At 70.1% G+C, this 18,415-nt stretch carries 17 protein-coding genes; 6 read left to right on the top strand and 11 right to left on the bottom strand.

Annotated elements, in window-relative coordinates; genetic code table 11:
- Positions 1–3: 3 nt before the first annotated feature.
- Together NF556_RS01030 and NF556_RS01025 are read right to left on the bottom strand one after the other, a co-directional pair.
- Complete coding sequence (locus tag NF556_RS01030) at positions 4–1,242, bottom strand: ABC transporter permease (protein ID WP_252593652.1); 1,239 nt, start codon at positions 1,240–1,242, stop codon at positions 4–6.
- Positions 1,239–2,123, bottom strand: a complete 885-nt coding sequence (locus NF556_RS01025; protein ID WP_252593651.1) for an ABC transporter ATP-binding protein — start codon at positions 2,121–2,123, stop codon at positions 1,239–1,241. Before NF556_RS01025 ends, NF556_RS01030 begins: the two co-directional genes overlap by 4 nt.
- A 253-nt stretch (positions 2,124–2,376) precedes the next feature.
- Here NF556_RS01025 and NF556_RS01020 point away from each other — a divergent pair, with 253 nt between their 5' ends.
- The gene (locus NF556_RS01020; RefSeq protein ID WP_252593650.1) at positions 2,377–2,778 is read left to right on the top strand and encodes a pyridoxamine 5'-phosphate oxidase family protein; all 402 of its coding nucleotides are present in this window, start codon (positions 2,377–2,379) and stop codon (positions 2,776–2,778) included.
- A gap of 51 nt (positions 2,779–2,829) precedes the next feature.
- Here NF556_RS01020 and NF556_RS01015 read toward each other — a convergent pair whose 3' ends face one another.
- The 3 genes from NF556_RS01015 to serS form a co-directional block, all read right to left on the bottom strand.
- Positions 2,830–3,465: a response regulator gene (locus tag NF556_RS01015; RefSeq protein ID WP_252595893.1), complete on the bottom strand. Its 636-nt coding sequence runs from the start codon at positions 3,463–3,465 to the stop codon at positions 2,830–2,832.
- Positions 3,466–3,527: 62 nt separating this feature from the next.
- Positions 3,528–4,916: a sensor histidine kinase gene (locus NF556_RS01010; protein ID WP_252593649.1), complete on the bottom strand. Its 1,389-nt coding sequence runs from the start codon at positions 4,914–4,916 to the stop codon at positions 3,528–3,530.
- Between the two features lie 441 nt (positions 4,917–5,357).
- The gene (gene serS / locus NF556_RS01005; RefSeq protein WP_252593648.1) at positions 5,358–6,626 is read right to left on the bottom strand and encodes a serine--tRNA ligase; all 1,269 of its coding nucleotides are present in this window, start codon (positions 6,624–6,626) and stop codon (positions 5,358–5,360) included.
- A 52-nt stretch (positions 6,627–6,678) separates the two neighbouring features.
- Between serS and NF556_RS01000 the strand changes: the two genes are divergently transcribed.
- A complete protein-coding gene (locus NF556_RS01000; protein WP_252593647.1) occupies positions 6,679–7,878 on the top strand; it encodes a diacylglycerol/lipid kinase family protein in 1,200 nt (399 codons plus the stop codon).
- 69 nt (positions 7,879–7,947) lie between these two features.
- On the opposite strand, the gene NF556_RS00995 is transcribed toward NF556_RS01000, so the two are convergent.
- On the bottom strand, positions 7,948–8,448 hold the full coding sequence (locus NF556_RS00995) for a DUF4446 family protein (protein ID WP_252593646.1): 501 nt from the start codon (positions 8,446–8,448) through the stop codon (positions 7,948–7,950).
- Between the two features lie 110 nt (positions 8,449–8,558).
- Here NF556_RS00995 and NF556_RS00990 point away from each other — a divergent pair, with 110 nt between their 5' ends.
- Positions 8,559–10,670: a hypothetical protein gene (locus NF556_RS00990; protein WP_252593645.1), complete on the top strand. Its 2,112-nt coding sequence runs from the start codon at positions 8,559–8,561 to the stop codon at positions 10,668–10,670.
- A gap of 72 nt (positions 10,671–10,742) precedes the next feature.
- Here the strand turns inward: NF556_RS00990 and NF556_RS00985 are convergent, their stop codons facing one another.
- Positions 10,743–12,215 carry a plasmid pRiA4b ORF-3 family protein gene (locus NF556_RS00985; protein ID WP_252593644.1) on the bottom strand — a complete coding sequence of 491 codons (1,473 nt, stop codon included), beginning with the start codon at positions 12,213–12,215 and terminating at the stop codon, positions 10,743–10,745.
- 173 nt (positions 12,216–12,388) lie between these two features.
- Here NF556_RS00985 and NF556_RS00980 point away from each other — a divergent pair, with 173 nt between their 5' ends.
- Positions 12,389–12,658, top strand: coding sequence for a hypothetical protein (locus NF556_RS00980; protein ID WP_252593643.1), 270 nt, complete (start codon positions 12,389–12,391; stop codon positions 12,656–12,658).
- A gap of 102 nt (positions 12,659–12,760) precedes the next feature.
- Here the strand turns inward: NF556_RS00980 and NF556_RS00975 are convergent, their stop codons facing one another.
- Positions 12,761–13,543, bottom strand: a complete 783-nt coding sequence (locus NF556_RS00975) for a glycosyltransferase (RefSeq protein ID WP_252595892.1) — start codon at positions 13,541–13,543, stop codon at positions 12,761–12,763.
- Positions 13,544–13,545: 2 nt separating this feature from the next.
- A complete protein-coding gene (locus NF556_RS00970; RefSeq protein ID WP_252593642.1) occupies positions 13,546–14,415 on the bottom strand; it encodes a DUF5926 family protein in 870 nt (289 codons plus the stop codon).
- Between the two features lie 32 nt (positions 14,416–14,447).
- Here NF556_RS00970 and NF556_RS00965 point away from each other — a divergent pair, with 32 nt between their 5' ends.
- Entirely contained in the window at positions 14,448–15,569 is a 1,122-nt protein-coding gene (locus NF556_RS00965) for an enoyl-CoA hydratase/isomerase family protein (RefSeq protein WP_252593641.1), read from the top strand.
- A 154-nt stretch (positions 15,570–15,723) separates the two neighbouring features.
- Here NF556_RS00965 and NF556_RS00960 read toward each other — a convergent pair whose 3' ends face one another.
- Positions 15,724–16,698 (bottom strand): GlxA family transcriptional regulator, encoded by a 975-nt coding sequence (locus NF556_RS00960; RefSeq protein ID WP_252593640.1) that lies wholly within the window; start codon positions 16,696–16,698, stop codon positions 15,724–15,726.
- Between the two features lie 93 nt (positions 16,699–16,791).
- On the opposite strand from NF556_RS00960, the gene NF556_RS00955 reads away from it, so the two are divergent.
- Entirely contained in the window at positions 16,792–16,944 is a 153-nt protein-coding gene (locus NF556_RS00955; RefSeq protein ID WP_252593639.1) for a hypothetical protein, read from the top strand.
- Here the strand turns inward: NF556_RS00955 and NF556_RS00950 are convergent.
- On the bottom strand, positions 16,928–18,409 hold the full coding sequence (locus tag NF556_RS00950; RefSeq protein WP_252593638.1) for a UDP-N-acetylmuramoyl-L-alanyl-D-glutamate--2,6-diaminopimelate ligase: 1,482 nt from the start codon (positions 18,407–18,409) through the stop codon (positions 16,928–16,930). The genes NF556_RS00955 and NF556_RS00950 overlap by 17 nt on opposite strands.
- Between the last annotated feature and the right edge of the window lie 6 nt (positions 18,410–18,415).

Here is an 18,415-nt window from a genome sequence, read left to right as displayed (position 1 = left end):
TCCTCACTCGCCGCCTGCCCAGGCGGCCTTGAGGGAGACGCGACCGGAGGTCTGCAACAGCGACCGCCGATAGAGCCGGGCACCGAGGGTGATCGTGATGAAGCAGAAGACTGCCGTCAGCCCCAGGGCGAGAACGGCCTCCCACCACTGCGCGGTGCCATCGAGCAGGCGCATCGGCATCAGGATCGTGGACAGCACCGGCACGAACGAGCCGATCACCTTGGCTGTGCCGTCCAGGCTCAGACCCACGATGAAGACCAGCACCAGGGCCATCGTCAGCGGCATCGTGGTGGACTGCAGGTCCTCCGAGCGCGAAGCCATCGCACCGGCTGCCGCCCAGATGCAGGCCAGGGCCAGGAAGCCGAGGACGAAGAACGGGATGTACCACAGGAAGCCCTCGGTCAGCATCGACAGGTACTGGTCGTACTCGGTGAAGGTCAGCCCCACCAGGGCGACCGCGCCGATCAGTGCCATCTGCCCGAAGGCCAGCACGGTGTTGCCGATGACCTTGCCGGTCAGCAGGGCACGCACCGGGATGGCGGCAGCGAGGATCTCGATGATGCGGGACTGCTTCTCCTCGACGACCGAGTTGGCGATCGCCATGCCGAACATGATGGCCGACATGTAGAACAGCATCGCCATCGCGAAGCCGGCGATCCAGGACACGAAGCGCGACTGGTCGTCACCACCGGAGAGGTCACGGGTGCTCACCTCGGTGCCTGCCGTCAGCTCGGGCAGGCTCGTGCCGGCCGCCTCGGCGTTCTGCGCCAGGGTGGTGCTGCTCACGGCATCGGTGATCAGACCCTGGAGCTCACTGTCGGCCTCACCGTCGGTGACGAACTCCCAGCCGTCGTCCGTGGGCAGCAGCGCGGCGTCGGCGTCACCCTCGGTCAGCGCGGTCTCGGCAGCCGCCGCATCGGCGACGTCGACGCTGGTCAGGGAGCCCTCGGCGTCGGTGGCCTGCAGCGACTCCTCGGCCTGGGCGACGACGGTCGTGGCGGCCTCGTCCGTGACAGCCACCTTGAACGAGGGGGCGCCCCCGCCCATCAGGAAGCTCTGCAGCGCAAACATCCCGACGATCAGCAGCAGGGTGGCGCCGGTGCCGATCAGGAAGTTGCGGTCGGTGAGCTTGACCTGCAGCTCACGCATCGCGACGAGGACCCAGGGCGACTTCGTGTCACCGCTCGCGTCGGCGCTGGTGGTCGTCTTGGTCGTCGACCGGGTGCTGGTGTCGGTGCTCATGCTGCTGCCACCTCTCGGTAGATCTCACTCAGGGACGGACGGACCTTGGTGAACTCTCGGACCCCGCCGCGGGAGACGGCCTCGGCCAACAGCTGCTGGGCCACCTCCTCGGACTCGGGCTCCAGCTCGACGGTCGCGCCGTCGAGGTCGAGCACCCGCAGACCGGGGACGCCGCGGACCCAGCCCGCGTCACCGGTCAGGGACAGGATGTAGCGCAGGGGCGCGTTACCGCGCAGCTCGTCAGAGGTGCCCTGGGCCACGACCTTGCCCTTGTGGAGGACGACGATGCCGTCGCACAGGCGGTCGACCAGGTCGAGTTGGTGGCTGCTGAAGAGCACCGGCACACCAGCGGAGGTGTGCTCACGCAGCAGGTCGGCCATCTGGTCGACGGCGGCCGGGTCCAGGCCGGAGAACGGCTCGTCCATGATCAGGGCCAGCGGGTCCCCCAGGACGGCCGCGATGATCTGGGCGCGCTGCTGGTTGCCCAGCGAGAGCTTCTCGACCTTCTCCTTCAGGCGCTCACCGAGCCCGAAGCGCTCGAGCAGCTCCTTGGCGCGGCCGTTGGCGTCGCTCTGTCCCATGCCGTGCAGCCGCCCGAGATAGGTCAGCTGGTCCAGCACGCCCTGCTTGGGATAGAGGCCACGCTCCTCGGGCATGTAGCCGAAGCGGGTGCGGTCGGCGCGGGTGACCGGGCGGCCATCCCAGCTGACCTCACCGGCGTTGGGGGCGAGCACCCCCATGATCATCCGCATCGTGGTGGTCTTGCCGGCACCGTTGCCGCCGACGAAACCGATCATCTTGCCGGCCGGCACCTCAAAGGTGACGTCGTCGACCGCGCGCACCTCGGCATACTGCCGGGTCAGTCCCTGGACCGCTAACATCCGCACTCCCCTTGCCTCGGGCCACGAACGGCCCGGTCGTTGATATCCCTCAATCTGCCAAACGGCGGCCCCTCGCACATCGGCGGCTGGGGGGATCTTCGCTCTCCCCCGTGAGGAGGAGGTATGCCGTGTGCCGGGGGCGGCCGTCCCCATCCGGGGCGTCGGGGTCCAGTGGCAGGGGTGAGATCCCCCACGAACCCTGGCTATCCCAGCCGCTTTCTACGACAATTGGTAGTAGAGGAGAGGAGTCGGGATGAGCGACAACAACACGTGGATGAACGAGCAGGAGTGCTGGGAGCGGCTGCGCGCCGGAGAGGTCGGCCGGCTGGGCTATCACCTCGTCGACGAGATTCACATCGTGCCGGTGAACTATGTGGTCGACGGCGAGCGGCTGGTGTTTCGCACCAAACCGGGCAGCAAGCTGCTGGGCGTGGTGATGGACTCCGACGTCGCCTTCGAGATTGACGGCGGGGACTCGCACCGCCCCTGGTCGGTCCTCGCGCGCGGCGAGGCCCGGGTGCTCGACGGCGATGAGGCACGTCAGGCGGAGGCGCTGCCGCTGCGGCCGTGGATCAGCCAGGACCGGTTCACCTTCGTGGTGATCGAGGTGAGCACGCTCACCGGGCGCCAGTTCGAGTTGGCCCAGGACGGCTGAGCCAGCACAGGCGAGTCTGGACCGGCGGGGCACGACCGCCGAGGCCAGGGGTCACTGCGGTGTGACCAGGCCAGCCTCATAGGCGAAGACGACCGCTTGCACGCGGTCCCGCAGGTGCAGTTTGGACAGCACGTTGGACACGTGGGTCTTGACGGTGGCCTCGCCGACGAACATCTCCTGGGCGATCTCGGCGTTGGACAGCCCCCGCGCGACCTGCTCGAGGACCTCCTTCTCGCGGGCTGTCAGGCGGTCCAGGGCCTCCGCGTGACGGGCCACGCCGCCACCACCGCCCTCGGTCATCCGGGCGATCACCCGGCTGGTGACCTCCGGCGCCAGCAGCGCGTGGCCGTGCGCGACGGCCCGCACCGCGTCGACCAGGTCGTCGGCGTCGGCGTTCTTGAGCAGGAAACCACTGGCCCCGGCGGAGAGTGCGTCAAACAGATAGTCGTCGCGGTCGAAGGTCGTCAGGATGATGACCTGGGTGCTGTCCGCGATCAGCCGGGTCGCCTCGATGCCGTCGAGCACGGGCATCTGCACGTCCATCAGCACCACGTCGGGGCGCAGCTGGGGCACGGCGTCGACCGCCTCTCGGCCGTTCTTGGCCTGGCCGACCACCTCGATGTCGTCCTCGGTGGACAGGATCATCGCGAAACCCGAGACCAGCAGCGGCTGGTCGTCCACGAGCATCACCTTGATGGGTCGGTCGGCTGGCGCGGTCACCGCCCCATTGTGCTGCGTCTCCGGGTCGGTCACGACACGACCCCGGCGGCCCCGGTCGCGTCGGCGGGGACGCGCACCTGGTCCTGCGCGGAGAGCGGCAGGGTGACCCGCACCCGATAGCCCGGACCATGGCGGCGGCCCATCTCGACGGTGCCACCGAGCAGATCAGCACGCTCACGCATGCCCTGCTGGCCCAGGCCCGTGCCCGAGGTGCCCGGCCGCGGCGCCCCGTTGTCGAGCACCTCGACCTCGAGCTCCTCGTCGACCCGGATCACGACCGAGGCCCGGGTGGCGGTGGAGTGCCGGCGCACGTTGGCCAGGGACTCCTGCACGATCCGGTATGCCGTCAATTGCAGGGCGGGCGGCACGGCGCCGGCGGCCCCGGGAGACTCCTCGACGAGCGAGTAGGTCACCGCGCAGGTGGGGGTGGTCGCCTGAGCCACCAACTCGTCCAGGTCGTCCAGGTCCGGCTGGGGTGCCCGATCCGGATGGCCGCTCTCCTCGGTGGCGCCGTCGGCCGCCAGCTCGCCGCTGCGCAGGGTGCCGAGCAGCTCGCGCATCTGGCCGACGGCGCTGCGTGAGGAGCCCTCGATCGCGCCGAGCGCTTCTCGGGCGGCGTCCGGGTTCTTGGTCAGGACCCGCCGTGCCGCCGCGGCCTGCACCCCCATCACTGAGACGTGGTGGGCGACGACGTCGTGCAGCTCACGTGCGATCCGCAGTCGCTCGGCGACAACTGCCTGGTCGCGGAGGCGAGCTGCCTGCGAGCGGATCGTCTCGGCATACCTCACCTCGCGCTGGGTGTGCAGGGCGCCGCGCCAGGCCACCTGGCCGAGCAGGACGGCGCCGCCGAAGAAGAGCAGGTTGTTGAGGGTCGTCCAGCCGACCGCCGCGATCGGTGCGCTGAAGAGTCCGGCGGGCTCGGTGGGCTTGACGCCGAGGTTGGCATACATGTCCTGCAGCCCCGAGCTCAGGGCAAACATCCAGGCCAGCCAGAGGACCAGGGTGAGCACGAAGGCCACCAGCAGATAGCCGAGCGCGCGACGGTCCCGGCTCCAGGCCACCGCGGTGTAGACGGCGAAGAAGTAGGCCACCTGCATGACGAGGTTGCCGGCGACCAGCGGCTCGAGCGTGCCCATGACATACAGGTGCAGGGTGGCCAGGCCCGCGACGATGATGGGGTGGGAGCGGCGGAAGACCAGCAGCAGTCCGACCGAGGCCGCCACCAGGTGCTGCGTCAACACCTCGCCCCAGGAGTTAGCTCCGTCGAAAGCGTTGAGGCTGCGCATCAGCTCGATGGACAGCGCCGCCAGCAGATAGACGGCCACGGCGATGAGCACGTCGATGCGCCGCTGGGCCGGTGAGGGCGGTGGGCGGCGCCAGTCCTCGTCGGCTCCGAGCAGGTGGGCGATGCGATCCATCCCTCCAGGGTAGGGCGGCACACCGCACCGACGCCTCCGTCGCACGACGGACCCCAGCGACCGCCCCTCTCCCCCCTTCGACCGAGCGCGTGGGCGCCGGGTCCTGAGCCCCACCGAGCGCGTGGGCACCGGGTCCTGAGCCCCACCGAGCGCGTGGGCACCGGGTCCTGAGCCCCACCGAGCGCATGAGCCCCCGATCCTCAGCCCGACCGAGCGCGCGAGCACGGGGTCCTGAGCCCCACCGAGCGCGCGAGAGCCCACTCGCGCGAAGTCTGGTCAGGGAGGTGGTGCGGACTCGGCGTTGCGGGATCCGCGCCAGCCCCCCGGACACGCCGCAACGATCTGTGCACCGTGCGCGACACGCCGGGCGGGCAGGCTCGCGTGGGCGTGGTCAGGCGATCGGGGTCAGTCGCGTAGGCGTTGTCAGTCGCGCCTGCGTGGTCAGGCGATCGGGGTCATGGTGTCGAAGCCGGTGTAGGGCCGCAGCACCTCGGGAATCGTGACCGAGCCGTCGGCCTGCTGGTGCGTCTCGAGCAGAGCGACCAGGAAGCGGGTCGTGGCCAGGGTGCCGTTGAGGGTCGCGACGCTGCGGGTGCCGGACTCGCCACGCTCGCGGATGTTGAACCGTCGCGCCTGATAGGTCGTGCAATTGGAGGTCGAGGTCAACTCGCGATAGCGCTCCTGCGTCGGCACCCAGGCCTCGCAGTCAAACTTGCGTGCTGCCGGTCCGCCCAGGTCACCGGCGGCCACGTCGATGACGCGATACGCCAGGCCCAGGTCGTCGAGCATGCCGCGCTCCCACTTCAGCAGTGCCTCGTGCTGGGTCTCTGCGTCCTCGGGACGGGCGTAGACGAACATCTCGACCTTCTGGAACTGGTGCACCCGGATGATGCCCTGGGTGTCCTTGCCATAGCTGCCGGCCTCGCGCCGATAGCAGGTCGACATCGCGGCATAGCGCCGCGGCCCCTGCGTGAGGTCGATGATCTCGTCGCCGTGGAACCCCGCGAGCGCGACCTCGGAGGTGCCGGTGAGATACAGGTCGTCGCCCTCGAGGCGATAGACCTCGTCGGCGTGTGCATCGAGGAAGCCCGCCCCACCCATCGTCTGTGGGGTGACCAGGGTCGGCACCTGCATCTGGACGAAGCCGGCATCGCGAGCGCGGTCCAGCGCCAGGTTCATCAGCGCCAGCTCGAGCCGGGCGCCGGGGCCGGTCAGGTAGTAGAAGCGCGACCCGGAGACCTTGGCACCGCGGGCCATGTCGATGGCACCGAGCGCCTCACCCAGTGCCAGGTGGTCCTTCGGCTCGAACCCCTCAGCCGCGAAGTCACGCGGCGTGCCGACCTCCTCGAGGGTGACGAAATCGTCCTCGCCCCCCGTGGGCACGCCGTCGATGATGACGTTGCCGATGCTGCGCAGCAGTCGCTCCCGCTCCTGGGCGGCCTCGTCCTTGGCGGCGTCCAGCTGCTTGACGCGCGCAGCCATCTCCTTGACCTCGGCCAGCAGGGCAGCCTTCTCCTCGCCCTGTGCGGCGGCCACCTTCTTGCCGAACGACTTCTGGGAGGCACGCAGCGACTCATACTCGGACAGGCTCGATCGGTGCCTCTTGTCCGCGTCCAGGACGGCGTCCACGACGCCATCGTCCTCACCACGGGCACGCTGCGATGCCCGCACCCGCTCGGGGTCCTCACGAAGTTGCCGGATGTCGATCACCCTCCCAGGGTACGGGTCCGGACAAACGGTTACGGACGGGTACGTTGACCTCGTGGACAACTGGTGGGTTATCGCGCTGATCGTGCTCGGCATAATCATCGTCGGGGGGCTGGTCTGGCTCGGGATCTCTCGGTCTGGCGGCGGGCCCAAGGCAACCCCCGAGCGGAGCCGGCGGTCTGGCGGAGCAGGGGACTCGGACACCGGCAACACGACGCCGGTGGACCAGCCAGCGACGGAAGACACCCGACCGCGCGCCGCTGTTGTGGTGAACCCAACCAAGTTCGACGACAACAACACCGACAAACCTCGCGCCGAGATCGCCTCAATCTGCGCGGCCCACGGGTGGGCCGAGCCGTTGTGGCTGGAGACGACCGAGGAGGACCCAGGCTATGGCCAGGCCCGCGAGGCGCTGGGGCAGGGCGTGGACCTGGTCTGTGCGCTCGGCGGGGACGGCACGGTGCGCACCGTCGGGTCGGCCATGGTCGACAGCGGGGTGCCGATGGGGCTGCTCCCGGCTGGCACCGGCAACCTGTTGGCCCGCAACCTCTCACTGCCGGTGTCCAGCCTGTCCCAGGGCACAAAGGTCGCCCTGACCGGCGTGGACACTGCGATCGACACCGGCACCCTGCGGTTGCGCCGCCCACTGGGCGAGCCCGACGAAGGTGACGCGGCTCCGCAGGTCGACCCGGACACCATCGAGGAGCACCCTCCGACGCCGGGCCATGGCGAGGGCGAGGTGGAGGAGCACGTCTTTCTGGTGATGGCGGGCCTGGGGTTCGACGCCGAGGTGATGGCCAACGTCCCCGGCAAACTCAAGAAGCGGGTCGGCTGGGCCGCCTATGTCGTCACCGGCCTCAAGGGCCTGAAGGGCCGCCAGTTCAAGGTCGACGTGATCATCGATGAGGGCGGCACCCGGCTGCACCGACGCGTGCGCAGCGTGATGGTCGGCAACGTCGGCAAGCTGCAGGGCGGGGTCAACCTGGTCCCACAGGCCAAGGCCGACGACGGGATCCTCGACCTGGTGTTGCTCTCACCAGAGGGTCTGGTCGGCTGGGGCGCGGTGGTCACACGCCTGGTGACCCGCAGCAGCCGGGGCCACCAGCGAGTCGACTACTACACGGCCCGCACCCTCGAGGTCTCCGCCGACGCCCCCGTGCAGATCCAGCTCGACGGCGACACCCTCGGGGAGGCCACCGCGATGAGCGTGGCCGTCAACCCGGGCAGCCTGATCGTGCGCCGCCCCGCAAATTAATAAAGGTCTCGCACACGCCACCCGCAACTTGATAGAGGTCTCGCACACCCCACCCGGGTGGTTGCCCGCTTAGGTGTCGGCGCCGGGAGCCGGGCTCGAGTCGTCGCGCGCAGCGGCGAGTGCCTGCTGCTCCTCGGGCGTCAGGGCAGTGTCGCTGCCCCCACCGACGATGCCCTTGGCATAGGTCCGCGACTCCCCGCGCGCGTGGATCGAGCTGATCACGACGCCGTCCCCGTTGTCATCAATTACTGCGGCCGAGAACGACATCCGCCCACCCATGTCACCGAAGGCGTCATAGCGCACGACGGCGACGTGCTGCAGCGTCTGGGCGAGGTCTCCGCGCAGGTCAGCCACGGTGCGCTCCATGGCGTCAATCCGCGCGCGCTCTGCACCCATCCGGCGAGCCTGCTGCGCCAAGACGGTCGCCACGTCGGCCTCACCCTCACCCCAGAGCACGGCATAGCGGCGCTGGATCAACTGGTGCCTCTGGTGCGCGACCCAGCCGAGCCCGGCCGCACCGAGCGCGACGAGCAGGGCCACGATGGCGACGATCAGGGCAATGGTGCTCACCCCCAGAGCGTATGCCGACCGCTCGCCTCCGTCCGACGGCGGCACGCCAGCAGATGGTCGCGTTGGTGGGCTCCAGGGTTGGCCCAGTTCTCGCGGCTAGTGTCGTGCCCATGACCGAGTCTGGGGGCCGCCGCTTCGCGTGGGCGGTGTTCGGGCTGGTCGTCCTGCTGCTCGGCGGCACGATGGTGGCCAGCCTGCTGGGCGCCCGGGCTGCCGGCACCGGTGGGGACGCCGTGGAGCAGCAGGGCGGCGAGGTCGTGGTCATCGGGGTGCCGGGACTGTCCTGGTCCGACATCACGCGCGACAGCACCCGTGCCCTGTGGTCCCTCGCAGAGGAGGGCGCTGCCGGCGGGCTCATCGTGCGTGGGGCCCACGTCGTGACCTGCCCGGCCGACGGGTGGCTCACCCTCGGCGCCGGCCAGCGCGCCGCTGCTGATGACGACGGGGAGCAGGACTGCCAGGTCGTGCCCGAGATCGTCACCGGCGACGACGTCGAGCCATCACGGGTCGGGGACGTGAGCGCCAGCATCCCGGAGTGGGACTCCTGGACCTCCGCCGCCGCGCGACGTCCGTTGGATGCGCAGCTGGGCTCCCTCAGTTCCGCGCTGGCCTCGGAGGGCGTCTGTGTCCGGGCAGGGGGACCCCTCGCTGCTCTGGGGGCGGCCGATCAGGACGGCGCTGTGCCGCGCTACGCCACGCCGCTCCCCGGAGGCTCCGCTCTCACGACTTACCAGCCGGGGGTGTGCGACGTGACCCTGCTGGATCGTGGGCCGATCACGAGCCACGACGACCTGCTGACCTTTGACGCCCAGCTGGACGTGCTGCTGCGGAACCTGTCACCGGGCACCTCGGTCGTGATCGCTGGACTGGCGGACCGGGACGACACCGTGGGTGTGCGGGCCGCCATCATCTGGCGCGACACCGGCGATCCGGGCACCCTCTCCTCCGCGACCACGCGTCAGTCGGGGCTGGTCCAGACCACCGATCTCACCGCGACGATCCTCGCCCTGGCCGGGGCCGGCATCCCGGACTCGGTCAGCGGCCTGCCGGTGGAGATCCAGCCCAGCGACGCTCCCGTCTCGGAGCGGGTCAGCGCGCTGCGCGACCTCCAGGGCGGGACTGGCGCAGCGCACGCACTGGCCTATCCAGTGCTCGGCGTCGGCCTTGTCCTCGCACTGATCGCCCTCGCCGCCCTCGTGCTGACCGGGCGCCGCCGCGGACTGCAGGTGACCGGGCTGGCCGCGATGGCCTTCCCCTCGGCCGCCTTCCTGGCCGGACTCGTGCCCTGGTGGCGCGGTTCCCCGCAATGGCTGACGCTGTCCATGGTGCTCGTGGTGCTGATGGCTGCCCACGTCGCCCTGGCCGTCGGCGGGCCCTGGCGCCGACATCCCCTCGGCCCACCCTCGGTCATCGCTGCCGTCACGGTGGTGGTCGTCGGCATGGACGTCATCCTCGGTGGGCGCCTCGGGCTCATCTCGATCCTCGGGGTGCAGCCCGTGACGGCCGGGCGCTTCTACGGGATGGGCAACGTGGGCTATGGCATCTTCGCACTGTCGGGCCTGCTCCTCGCCGGGTTCCTCGCCGGGTTGCTGCGCTCACGTCCGATGGCCCGGCGCACCGCCGCCTGTCTGGTGATCGGCGGCCTCGGCCTGCTGTTGGTCCTGGTGGACGGGTCGCCAAGCTGGGGAGCCGACTTTGGTGGCGTGCCCTCGTTGGTGATCGCGGTCGGGGTGCTCGGGCTCGCGGCGGCGGAGATCCGGCTGACGCCGGTGCGCGTGCTGCTGCTCGGGGGTGCTGCTGCCGTGGTGGCCGGTGCCCTGATGTTCGTCGACTGGCTGCGCCCGGCGGGATCACGCACCCACCTGGGCGAGTTCCTGCAGTCGGTGATCGACGGCGGTGCACTCGAGATCGTGGCGCGCAAACTCGACCAGAGCCTGGGCATCCTGGTGCGCTATCCGGCGTCGTGGATCGCTGTGGTCGTCCTGGTGGCGATCGTCTGGGCCGTGCTGGCGCAGGATTCCCGCCTGGGTCGGCGTCTCGTCCCCCTGTGGCAGCTGCCCATGCTGCGACCGACCGTGCTGTCCGTGCTGACCGCCCTGGTCATCGGCTGGGCGCTCAACGACTCCGGCATCGCCATCGTCGGCATCGGCCTGGCCGTCGCCATCGCTGCCGCGGTGGCGATCGGGGCGGCGCTCCCGCAACGTCAGACGCGGGTTGGGTGACAGGAGCGGGTCGCCATCCCCGCCGGATAGCCGAACCCGGGAGCGAACCCGCACATCGTCTCGCGGCGCGAACTACGCGTCCGTCTGCGCGGATCGCTCTGGCCACAGGGCCGCGACGGCCAGACCAACTGCCTGATGATCAGCTCGTGGTGCCTTCTTTCCCAAACCCATGTCCCCGTCGAGGGCGCACCACGTCGGCCACACCATGTCTCCTGCGTGCTGACGCTCCACTCCGGCCGGACCGGTTCGCAGACCGTAGTGCGTCATGAGCTCGGCAACGCCTCCGGCGAGCTTCAGGTCGCTGTGTCCTCCCGCGACGGTGAGGAGGGCGAACAGGCCTCTCGCCGCGGCCACATAGGGGTCCCTGTCTGTGAGCAACCCGGCCGCAATGGCCTCGACATAGTCATGGTCGGTGCTCAGCGCTGCGCCCTTATTGGTTAGCAGCAGGCGGCCCTTGCGCTTGCGCAGGAACCCGAGCCCCTGGGCGCTCTCGCGCAGTTGCGCGACCGGCAGAGTCTGGTCTTCCCGGTTGCCCTTCCCGATCCACGAGGTCTCCAAGCCCAGGGCTGCCACGATTTCCTGGACGACGGCGGGCTTCATCCACCCCGCCTGGGTCAGCGGGATACCCTCCGTGCCCGCCAGGTCCAGCAGGAGGCGATAGGGCCGGGCGATTGCTGCCAGGTCCTCGTCGTCCAACCGCCCTTCCACGGCGCCTGCGCTGCGGCAGAGCTCGGCGAGCGTGGCCAGCACGTCAGGCCGTGCGAGCTCCAGCAGCGCGCCTATCGCCGCTGGTGGCTCCACCCCGGCGACGACCGCGAACACCTCCTCGGTGCTGGCGCCGATCAGCGAGATGGCCGAGTTGACCTGGCCCAGATCCAACACGGTCGGGTCCCAGTCGTCGGGCAACCACTCTCGGACATAGTCCTCAAGTCGGCCCAGCGGCGGGTCGTCGGAGAACGCCTCGACCAGCTCGTTGTAGCCAGGTGGACCGCCGGCGTCCTCCAGTGGACCGGCCATCTCGCCGTCGGTGCACACGGCTCGCGGCGCGTCTGCCGCCAACTCGTCCACCGACTCCAGGCGGATCAGGTGGTGCCAGTCGTCGCCGAAGTCGTACGTGTAGCGGAGCGCGTCGCCGACCTCGCGGTACACCTGGTCCAGCCGGGCCTCGCTCTCGTGGGTGCCTTGCTCGCCCTCGGCGACGTCCCCGTCTGTGAGGTAGTAGGACCCGTGCCAGCTGTCCTGGTCGGCGCTCTCCCAGAAGCGATGGAGGTGATAGTTCTGCCACCCCACGGCGCGCTGGATCACCGCGTGGAGATCCTCAAGGGTGAGGTCGCCGCGGACCTCGACCTGGCGCCAGACTCGCGGGACGACGAGCTCCACCTCGACGTGCAAGGTCAGGGCCTGAACCACCGGGGGTGGAGCGGGCAACTCGATGGCTCGGTTGCGCTGGAGGGGGGAGTCCTGGGGTGGCATCGCCAGCGGTTCCTCCGCTGGATGCAGCGCAGCGATCTGGTCGAGAACAGCGGCGACCTCCTCCGAGGTCATGTTGTCCACTGTCTGGCGAACGTGGTCGTTGGAGTCTTCGGTCGACACAGGTCCCAACCTAGCGATCCTGCACGGAGACGTCGCAACCCACCACAGCCAACCCATAACGCCGATCACGCATCCAGCTCGAATAGTTCGCGGGCCGAACTCAGGTCGCCGCGTACGCTGGAGGTATGTCGCAGACTTCCGCCGAGATCTTGGAGACCGCGAAGGGATTCTCCCGCGAGGAGCGGGCCGAACTGGCACTGGGGCTCCTCGCAACTCTTGGCGAGCACGACGTCTCCGAGCCCGCCAGGCTGGAAGCGCTCCGCTCGGCCGTCGACCAAGGCATCTCCGGACTCAACGCGGGCCAGGGTGTCGACGTCACCCCCGGCGGGGTGCGGGACTATCTGCGTGCGCGCGGCCGCATCGCGACGGAGCGCGCCGACACCAAGACTGCGTGACCTTCAGGCTGCGTCTCTCCTCGGACGCCGTGGCCGATGCGGCCTGAGCATTCAACCGTCGCTGTGTCACACGACCTGTCAGGGAAGCCCTCTGTCAGGCGGTCAGGACCTGCCGCGCACCTTCAGGGCCCGGGCGACGTCGCGATACTGCTTGAGCCGGTGGGCCTGCGCCTTCGGGCCCCGGCCGGTGACGCGGTGGTGCAACTCAACGGGCACCTCGACGACGCGGCCCTTGTTGCGCAGCACGTCGACGGTCAGACCGACCTCGACGCCCCAGCCCGTGGCCAGCGGCAGCGCCGCCTCGAAGGCCTCACGGGTGATGCAACGCATGCCGCTGAGCGGCTGGACCATGGTGCGACCACCGAGCTGGGCGATGCCTTCGCGTGCCTTGCGCACCACGAAGCCGAAACCACCGCCAGCGGTCTTCTGCGGGGGCAGGGTGGCGATGGCCATGTCGGCCTCACCGGCCACGACCGGGACGCAGAGAAAATCGAGGTTGACGGCGCTCTCCTGCAGGTCGGCGTCAACGAAGAGCAGGGCACGCGGGTTGTCGCTCTGATAGGTGCCACCCTCCTCAGCCTCCAGCAGCGCCACGACCTTGGCGCCGCTGGTCATCGCCTGCGCCTTGCCCATGTTGGCCTGGTGCTTGACCGTCTGCACGCCCGCGAGATTGGCGACGCGCAGCGTGCCGTCGGTGCTGCCGTCATCGACCACCACGACCAGGTCGACGACGGAGATCTGTGCGAGCGCCTGCAGCGTCGCGCCGAGGCGCTCCTCCTCGTCCTTGGCCGACACGATGGCCGCCACCCGCTCCGGCAACCGGCGAGCCGCCGGACCCGACCCCTGCGGGTCGGGCGCCGGTGCACCGTCGGTGCCTGACGGCATACTCACCTCAGGGTGACCTGCCGACTGATCAGACCGTCGCGGGCCCGACGCTCGTCAGGGGTGAGGGACTCGTCCTTGGCCAGCGCCGCGGCATACCGGTCGGCAAGCTCCTGCAGCGGAGCACTGAGGTCGGCCGGGTCGGTCGAGGGGTCGACCTCGAGCACGGGGACGAGCAGACCGGCCGCGCGGAAAGCACCCAGGAGCGTCGTGCCCTCCCCGAGGGTGTGCTCGCCGGCGGCCTGCAGGCGAGCCAGCGCGGTGGTCGCCGCGTCCTCGTCCTCGCCCAGGATCCAGCGGACATAGGTGCGGTCGCTCATCTTGCACCAGTAGGTCGAGGGACGCCCTGGCACCGGCACGGTCGGCACGGCGGCCTCGTTGGTCTGCTCGAGCGAGGCGAGCACCTCGGGGGTGGCGTCCTCCTCGGCGATCCAGAAGCTGAAGTCGTCCTGGACCTGCACGCTCAGCTCGGTGCCGTCGGCCAGCACGTCCTGCAGCCGCGGGGACTCGGCGGTCGCCGTGGGGATCGCAGGCACCGGCTTGCCCGCCTCGGTCGCGAGCGCCGTCTGGACGGCCAGCACGATGTCGCGGCTCGCGTCACCGCTGTGCGTGCGCGACTGCAGCGCGACCAGGATCTCGCCGTTGGCCCGGTGGATCGCCGCCATCGCGCCGGGCAGGACCGAGACCAGGGTCACCTCCTGCGGCGTGCCGTCGAGCTCCATGGTGACCTGCGCCGTCGCCGCTGGGATGATCTCGCGCATTGCGACCCAGTCGGTCTCGTTGGCCAGTCCCTCGAACGGTCGGTTGACGAACGGTGCGCGGGCCGGAGCCTTGGTGCCCTCGGCCTGGCGCTTGCGTCGTGATGCCTTACCCATGGCGGTGAGTCTACGTGGCTAGGGTTCGTGCCATGACCGTCGCCAAGCCCGCCCCTGAGCCGACCTTTGCCCCCGCCCCGGGCCACACCCCAGACGTGGAGTATGCCGTGGCTCACCGGATCGGTCGGGTGCGGCTCAATCGTCCGAAGGCGCTGAACTCACTGACCACGGACATGTGCGCCTCGCTGTTGTTCCAGCTGCAGACCTGGGCGCAGGACGATGCCGTGGGGGCGGTGTTTATCGATGGGGCCGGTGAGAAGGGGCTGTGTGCCGGCGGGGACGTGCGGGCGCTGCGCGAGCTGCTGCTGGCCGGGGATGAGGCTGCCGCGCTGCACTTCTGGGAGGTGGAGTATGCGGTCAACGCCCTGATCGCTGACTATCCCAAGCCGTATGTCGCGTGGATGGACGGCGTCGTCATGGGCGGCGGCGTCGGGGTCTCCTCGCACGGATCAAAGCGACTGGTCACCGAGCGCGCCAAGGTTGCGATGCCCGAGACGATCATCGGGCTGTTCCCGGACGTGGGCGGGCTCTATTACCTGGCGCACGCTCCCGGTGAGCTGGGCACCCACGTTGCCCTGACCGGGATGACCGTGGGGGCCGCGGATGCGGTCGTGCTGGGGCTGGCTGACGGAGTGGTCGCCCAGTCCGACAAGGACGCGGTGCTGGCGGATCTCGCCGCCGGACTCGAGGCCGCACGCCCGGGAGGAGATGAGCCTGCCGCCGACGACAGTGCGGCGGACGACAGTGCTGTGGAGGACGCCGAGGCACCCGAGCCTCAGGTGGCCCCGGCCTCCGACCTTGAGACGCAGCGCGGCTGGATCGACGAGTGCTATGCAGGCAACGACGCCGCAGCCATCCTGGCCCGCTTGCAGTCGCACGCCGACCCGGCGGCCCGGGCTGCGGGCCAGCTGATCGCGGCCCGCTCACCGCACTCGATCGTGGTGACGCTCGAGGCGATCCGCCGCGCGGCCGACATGGACGTCCACCAGGTGTTGGCTCAGGACACCCAGCTCGGCCCGCACTTCGCCAAGCACCCGGACTTTGCCGAGGGCGTGCGCGCGCTGCTGGTCGACAAGGACAAGGCTCCGCAGTGGGCGGACGCCTCACTCGCCGACGTTGACCACGCGGTGGTGGCGGCCGCCTTCGGCGACTGATTGGCCGCCGGAGTCGACGAGGACTTCTGCCGGCGAGCGACCACCGAGGCAGCCAAGGGGGTGATCAACAACCCAGGACCCGATCGGGTATGTCAAGGATTGACGCGGATTTTTACATGTCGCTGCGGACGTGCAACGTTTCTTTCCTACCCGCTCAGGCCGTGTGCTCGACCGCCTGCCCCTCGTGCCTGGCAAAGATCCGTCGATAGCGCTGAGGGCTCACCCCGCGCGACCGGGTGAAGTGCTGCCGCAGGGTCGCGGCGTTGCCGAAGCCGACCTCGCTGGCGATCCACTCGACCGAGCGGTCCGTGGACTCGAGCAGTTCCTCGGCGGCGGCGACCCGGTGGGCGGTGACCCAGGCGTGGGGCGTGGTGCCGGTCTCGTCGCGGAACCGGCGCGCGAAGGTGCGCGGCGACATGTGCTGCCGGCGGGCCAGCGCCTCGACGCTGAGGTCCTCGGCGAGGTGCTCGACGATCCAGGTGAGCAGCGACCCGAGGGTGTCGGCCTCAAGGTCGGGGACCGCGCGGGCGATGAACTGGGCCTGCCCGCCCTCACGGTGGGCCGGCACGACCATCCGGCGCGCAGCCTTCGCCGCCACGGAGGCTCCGAACTCCTCGCGCATCAGGTGCAGGGCCGCATCGAGTCCTGCCGCGGAGCCGGCTCCGGTGATCACCCGCCCGTCCTGGACATAGAGGACGTTGCAGTCGACCTGCGCCCTCGGATAGGCCGCCTCCAGTTCGCCGCTGTGCCGCCAGTGGGTGGTGCAGCGGCGGCCGTCCAGCAGCCCTGCCTCGCCGAGGGTGAACGCCGCGGTGCAGTGGCCCAGCACCCAGGCGCCACGCTCGTGCGCCGCTGCCGCCACCGCAGCAACCTCCGGCGAGGGCTCCTGGAAGTCGCGCTTGGGCACGATGATCACGAGGTCGGCATCGTCTGCCGCATCAAGTCCGTGGTCGACGTGCAGATCGAACCCGGAGACCGAGCGGACCCGCCCCGGGCGCGGGGTGCAGACGACGAAGTCGAAGACCGGGTTGTCGTCCTCGGGGTGATAGGGCTCGGCCCAGACCTCGCACATCGCGCCGAGCCCGAAAGGCTCGACTCCGTCCTGGACCACCGCGGCAACTTTGCGCATGGGAGCATCATGCGCCCTCTTTGGCAGGAATTCAACGTGAGTTGTCATCTCTGCCACTCGTGGCAGGAACCACAGGAGAGCAGGATTACTGCCATGACTACCGCACTGATCATCCTCATCGCACTGGCCGTGGCGGAGATCCTCGCCCGGCTGGTCGCCCTGGTCTCCTCCGACGGGCTCGGCCATCGCGCCAGCTCGGAGCTGCCGCGCAGCCACCGACAGGACGTGCTCAGCCCGCTGAGCTGAGACGCCGGTCCTGCAGCGCCAACCGAGCCTGGCTCATCTCGTCCCACGGGATCGTCTCGGTGTCCCGCTCGAGGGTCTCCTCCGGGCCCTTGCCAGCCAGCACCACGGTGTCGGCGGGGTCGGCGCCACTGACGGCATAGGCGATCGCCTCGCGCCGGTCGCCGATCGAGACATAGTTGTCCCGCCCACCCTCGCGCGCTCCCCGCTCCATCTCGTCCAGAATGTCCTGCAGCGGGGTGTCGCGGTGGTCCTCCTCGGTGAACACCACGACATCGGCCAGCTGCGTCGCCACCGCACCGAGCGGTGCTCGCTTGGACGGGTCGCGCGGGCCACCGGCCGAGCCGAGCACCACCCAGAGGCGACCCGCCGTGGTCACCCGCACCGTGGCCAGGGCCTTGTCCAGGCTCGGCGGCGTGTGGGCAAAGTCCACGATGACCCGCGGCTCCCCCTCCGTCCGCTCGACCATCTCCATCCGCCCCGGCACACCGCCAAAGGTCGCGAGTCCGGCGACCAGCGTCGGCACGTCGACGCCGAGGGCATGCGCGCCGGCCATCGCCGCCAGGGCGTTGGCGGCGTTGAACCGACCGATCATCGGCAGCAGCGCGTCAAAGTCACCCTCGGGCGTGTGCAGGGAGAAGCGCAGGTCGTCCGGCCCCTCGACGATGTCGCTCGCCGTCCAGTCCGCGTCCGCCCCCTCGGCGCTGTATGCCGTGTGGCTGGCGGCCATGGGCACCAACTGCTCGGTCCAGGGGTCATCGACGTTGAGGATCGCGTGCCGGGCCCGCTGCACGAGCTTGGCCTTGTCGGCGAAGTAGGCCTCCATCGTCCCGTGGAAATCCAGGTGCTCCCCGGTCAGGTTGGTCCACACACCCACGTCGAAGTCGACGGCCCGGACCCGGTCCAGGGCCAGGGCATGGCTGGACGCCTCGACCACCACCGACTCCGCGCCCGCGGCGACCTGCTCCGCGAGGATCTGCTGCACCTGCGGCGCCTCGGGGGTCGTGAAGTGCGTGGGCGGCTGGAGCAGCACACCGTCGGGCAACTCATAGCCGATGGTGGACAGCAGACCGGTCGCCCGGCCCGCGTGCCGCAGCAGGTGCCGGGCCAGGCACGAGGTGGTCGTCTTGCCATCGGTCCCAGTCACTCCCAGCACCTGGACCGACCGACTCGGGTGGCCTGCCAACTCAGCCGCCGCGTCGGCGAGCGCGGCCCGCGCGGCCGGCACCACGGCATACGGCACGGGGCAGTCCATGCCCTCCGGCAGACCCTCGCCGAACACCGCGACGGCTCCCCGCTCGACCGCCTGGCCGATGAAGGAGTGCCCGTCGACGCGCGCCCCGCGGATCGCCACGAAGGCGTCCCCCGGGCGGACCCAGTCGCCCTGGTGGGTGACGCCGGTGACCTCGACGGAGGGGTCGCCCTCAACAGGCAGGTCGAGCGCGGCTGCGAGGTCACCCAGTCTCATGGCGGC

The sequence above is a fragment of the Ornithinimicrobium faecis genome, assembly GCF_023923225.1.
GTDB lineage: Bacteria > Actinomycetota > Actinomycetes > Actinomycetales > Dermatophilaceae > Ornithinicoccus > Ornithinicoccus faecis.
Note: the sequence above shows the minus strand (reverse complement) of the source record. Positions and strands in the feature narration are given on the sequence as shown.